At 72.3% G+C, this 4099-nt stretch carries 5 protein-coding genes and 1 pseudogene; 1 reads left to right on the top strand and 5 read right to left on the bottom strand.

The features are described from left to right. Together FOE67_RS18655 and FOE67_RS18660 are read right to left on the bottom strand one after the other, a co-directional pair. Positions 1-286 (bottom strand): annotated as a pseudogene (locus FOE67_RS18655) (hypothetical protein); the annotation flags it as partial. 188 nt (positions 287-474) lie between these two features. Next, a complete protein-coding gene (locus tag FOE67_RS18660; protein WP_182665786.1) occupies positions 475-1155 on the bottom strand; it encodes a hypothetical protein in 681 nt (226 codons plus the stop codon). A 300-nt stretch (positions 1156-1455) separates the two neighbouring features. Between FOE67_RS18660 and FOE67_RS18665 the strand changes: the two genes are divergently transcribed. Beyond that, positions 1456-2046: a DUF1707 and DUF4190 domain-containing protein gene (locus tag FOE67_RS18665; RefSeq protein ID WP_323385034.1), complete on the top strand. Its 591-nt coding sequence runs from the start codon at positions 1456-1458 to the stop codon at positions 2044-2046. A 154-nt stretch (positions 2047-2200) separates the two neighbouring features. Here FOE67_RS18665 and FOE67_RS30130 read toward each other — a convergent pair whose 3' ends face one another. The 3 genes from FOE67_RS30130 to FOE67_RS18680 all read right to left on the bottom strand — a co-directional run. Next, on the bottom strand, positions 2201-2656 hold the full coding sequence (locus FOE67_RS30130) for a MerR family transcriptional regulator (RefSeq protein WP_182665788.1): 456 nt from the start codon (positions 2654-2656) through the stop codon (positions 2201-2203). A 156-nt stretch (positions 2657-2812) separates the two neighbouring features. Next, positions 2813-3703, bottom strand: coding sequence for a trehalose-phosphatase (gene otsB / locus FOE67_RS18675; RefSeq protein WP_182665790.1), 891 nt, complete (start codon positions 3701-3703; stop codon positions 2813-2815). A gap of 107 nt (positions 3704-3810) precedes the next feature. Further along, positions 3811-4099, bottom strand: a 289-nt coding sequence (locus tag FOE67_RS18680) for a DUF3263 domain-containing protein (RefSeq protein ID WP_194444441.1), incomplete at its 5' end; no start/stop codon positions are given.

Consider the following 4099-nt stretch of genomic DNA (forward strand, 5'->3'; position numbering starts at 1 on the left):
AGAACAACCGCCACTCGCACGCGAAACGGTCGGCGGCCGGGTAGTCCTCGTTCATCACCCGCATCCAGAACATGCCCTCGCCCTCCCGGTCGCGGTGGAAGTCGGGGAACTCCCCGTCCTCCCCGAACCGCGCCTCGTGGCCGTCGCGCGCGGAGTCCTTGTCCTCCTGCGGGAAGGGGGCCTGGATGATCCGGTTGTGCACGGCCGTCCAGTACGCCTCCGCCTCCGCCGGGGTGTGCACCGGCGCGTAGTAACACGCCGGCGGCGACCACACCGAGGACGTCAACGCCCCCTCCGTCCCCGACGCCGGCGGCGAGAATGTGATCTTCGGACGAGTCGACACCCCCGCCCCGATCCCACCATCGCCATCGGATGTTCCCGGTTGACGGTTTCCAACCTCAAGGTCCGCAAACGCCACGGAAGGATACAGAGAAAAAGGCAGGGCGAGGAAAAACAGAACGAAAAGCCTTTTCTTCATCGACATTCAGGCGACTCCAAATCGAAGCTCATGTCCACCGTTTTCCATACCCCATTGTCGCCCAATTCGAGGCGAGAGGTGTAGTGGGTCGGAAGCGCATCGGGGTCCGCCTCTTGAACAACCTCCCCCGTAGCCAATTTCTTGGTGTAAACCTCGGTGAAATCACGACAGTAGGAAATCAGAGCGGCGTCTCCATCCGTCACTTCCGCCACTCGATTGAAATAGCGCATCCTACCTGCTGACGAGATGCCCTGATCAATTGCCCGCTGAATGAGATCGAGATCCTGAAGCAGTGCATCACCATCCGTATAGAAACTCAGAGAAGAATTCTCGGAATCATGAGTGGTGATCACTTCATACAAAGCACGAATCTGCCACTCGTTGTCCAGTAGAGCCCCTTTTTCCACCGGGTCGTCGGTCTCGGGCTCCTCGAAGACCATCTCCAGGTCGTCCGCGACGCGGATCTCGGGGCGGTCGATGCCGTCGTCCTCCGGGGTGGGGTCCCCGGTCGGCTCCTCCGGCTCCGGTTCCCCGCTCGCCTCCCCGGCGCCGTCGGCGCCCTCGATCGGCGCGGCGGCCCCGTCGTCGCCCCCGTCGGCGTCGGAGGAACAGGCGGTCACCAACAGGCTCGCGGCCACCAACCCCGCGACGGCGGAACCGGCAAGACGACGCTTCATGACAAGAACTCCCCGGGACGGTGCGACAGGTCGAGCCCCGACACCCATGAGCCGGGCCCGGGGCGTCGGGGCGCACACGCGGGGGATCGATGCCCCCCGCACGTCACTGTATGACGGGACGCGGACACGCCAACAGGGGTTTCACCGGGTCCGGAATCCACGGCGCACGGCCCTGAACACGCTCGGTCACCACATCGGTGCCACTGTCCCCCACCATCGGGTCCGGGGGAACCTCCCCCTTTCCCGGGGCGTCCGGGATGATGGGGGCAGAGCACGTACGGCGTGCGGGGAGGTACGGGGATGTCGATGCAACAGTGGCCGAACTCCGGTCCGTACGGGAACGTGCCCCAGCGGCAGCCGGGTCCGGTGCCCGGTCCCGGTGGTCAGCAACCGATGATGCGCGCCTCGGATTCGGACCGGGCGCGGGCGGAGGACGTGCTGAAGGCCGGGTACGCCGAGGGCCGGTTGAGCAAACACGAGTTCGATCAGCGGATGGCGCACGTGCACTCCGCCACCACCTATGGCGAGTTGCACCACCTGCTCGCCGACCTGCCGCAGGGGCCGTCGCCGCTGCCGGCTCCCGCTCCGGCGTTCCAGGCCCCGGTGCCGGCTCCGATGCCGTACGCACCGGCCCGGCCCTGGTCGCCCGTCCCGCCGCCGCAGCAGACCAACGGCAACGCGGTGGGCGCGCTGGTGTGCGGGGTGCTGTGTCCGTTCACGTGGGGGGTCACCGCGATCCCGGCCATCATCCTCGGTCACAAGGCGCGCTCGGACATCCAGCGGACCCGGGAGAAGGGCGACGGCATGGCCCTCACGGGTCTGGTGTTCGGCTACCTGACCCTGGTGGGGTGGATGATGCTGCTGATGTTGGGGATCGCCACCGGATTCTGACCCCGGGGGCGGCTCCGCCTCCAACCCGCTGTTCGGCTCGTCCGCCCGTCCCGGCGCGCCGGGCGGGGGCGCGACGGGGTGCGCGTCCCCGCCCGGCGCGCCGACGTGCCTCCCGGCCCGTGCCCCGAGTCGGCCGGGGCGTCCGGCGAGTGCCTCAGGCGGCCGCTCCGGAGGAGGCGGGTACCGGTCGTGCCCCGTGGCCGACCGCGGTGGGCTCCTCCCGCCCCGCGGAGGGGGTGGGCGCGGAGGGTGCCATGGCGGAGTACCAGTCGATCTTGCGGCGCAGCCGTTCCTGCTGCTCGCGCAGGCGCGTGATGTGGCCCTCGACCCGGGCGGCGTGTTCCACCAACAGGGCGAGGCGGTCGGGGATGGTGCCCTCGCCGGCGCGTGCCTGCTCGGCGTACCGCCGGAGCTGGGCGATGGGCATGCCGGTGTCCCGCAGGCACCGGAGCATGCCCAGCCACTCCAGGTCCCGCTCGGAGAACCGGCGGTGGCCGGTGGAGGTGCGGGTGATGGGCGGAAGGAGCCCGATGCGTTCGTAGTAGCGCAGGGTGTCCAGGCTGAAGCCGCTCCGCTCGGCGGCCTCGGCCGGGGAGTAGGTGTCGCTCATGCCCCGAGAGTGACACCTGGAGTGCACTCCGGGTCAAGGGGGGCGGCCCCCGCCGGGGTCGGCTTCCGAGCCCGGCACCGGTCGCGCGTCCGGCCCGGCCCACCGGCCACCGACCCGGATTCCCGGCGCCGGGGCGGTGGGGGCCGGGCCCCGCCGCTATCCGGCCCCGGTCCCCCGGGGTGTTCCCCCGGCGGCGCCCTCGACGGCGTCCGCGAGGCCGGAGAGCAGTGCGGCGACCCCGGCGGGGCCGTCCACGAGCAGGTCGCACGCCTCCGCCAGGGCCGTCACCTCGGTGCTGCCGCTGCACACCCGCACGCCGGGCAGGCCGTTGTCCCGGAGCTTGACGAGGGCGTCGAAGGCGGCGAGGTCGCCGAGGTCGTCACCGGCGTACAGGACGGCGGAGGGGCGCGCGGCGCGGACGAGTTCGGCGAGCGCGGCGCCCTTGTCGGTGCCGGGCGGGCGCAGTTCCAGAACGCGGCGGCCCGGTTCGACGGTGAGGGCGTGGCGCGCGGCGAGCAGGGTGAGGGGTTCGCGCAGGGCCTCCAGCGCGGCCTCGGGGTCGTCGGCACGACGGGTGTGGACGGCGAGGGCGCCGCCCTTGTCCTCGATGTGGGCGCGGTCCGAGGGAAGGGCGTCGCGGACGACGCCGGGCAGGTCGGCGCGGGCGGCCATGACGCCGGGGTGCGGGGGCGGGGTGGTGAGTGAGCCGTCGAGGGCGTTCCAGCGTTCGGCGCCGTACGCGCCCAGGACGGTGAAGCGGTCGAAGCCGGGGGCGCCGCGCAGGTCCTCGAAACCGCCCAGCCGCGCCGCGTCGGCGGCGGCCCGGCCGGTGATGACGGCGAGCCCACCGATGAGGGGGGCGAGGCGCGCGAGGGCCGGCGGGACGTCGGGGTGCGGTCTGGAGTCCTCGGGGTTCGGCACGATCGGCGCGAGGGTGCCGTCGAAGTCGAGGGCGACGAGGGCGCGTTCGGGGGCGGCGAGGAACGCCGTCAGGCCGTCGCGGCCCGCTTCCGTGGTCGGGACGGGGAGTGCGGGGTGGCTGCCCATGGCGGCGAGCCTACCGGCGGCCGGATGGTCGGCGGGGGTGACGGGGCCGGGTCGGCCGGAAGGTGTCGTCCCCGGGAGCGGGGACGGCCGGCCGGGGGGCGACGGGGTCAGCGGTCGGAGCGGCGCAGGTCGCGCAGGCGGCGGAGCCGGTTGACGGTGACCGGGTCGTGGGCGAGCGCGGCGGGGTCGTCGAGGAGGGCGTTGAGCAGTTGGTGGTAGCGGGTGGGCGACATGCCGAGTCGTTCCCGGATGACGCGATCGCGAACGCCGGGGCCGGGGAAGGTGCGGGCGGCGACGGCGAGGATGGAGCGATCCCGATCGGAGAGGCCGGTGGGCCGGGTGGCGTCCCGCCCGTCCCCGCGGGGAGCGGGACGGGACTCCCCGCCGCTCCCGGCG

It is taken from the genome of Streptomyces calidiresistens (assembly GCF_014141525.1).
Taxonomy (GTDB): domain Bacteria; phylum Actinomycetota; class Actinomycetes; order Streptomycetales; family Streptomycetaceae; genus Streptomyces; species Streptomyces calidiresistens.

Bases quoted from the DNA above. Each gene is read 5' to 3' on its own strand.
- FOE67_RS18660 (WP_182665786.1), bottom strand. From the start codon at position 1,155: ATGAAGCGTCGTCTTGCCGGTTCCGCCGTCGCGGGGTTGGTGGCCGCG.
- FOE67_RS18665 (WP_323385034.1), top strand. From the start codon at position 1,456: ATGTCGATGCAACAGTGGCCGAACTCCGGTCCGTACGGGAACGTGCCC.
- FOE67_RS30130 (WP_182665788.1), bottom strand. From the start codon at position 2,656: ATGAGCGACACCTACTCCCCGGCCGAGGCCGCCGAGCGGAGCGGCTTC.
- otsB (WP_182665790.1), bottom strand. From the start codon at position 3,703: ATGGGCAGCCACCCCGCACTCCCCGTCCCGACCACGGAAGCGGGCCGC.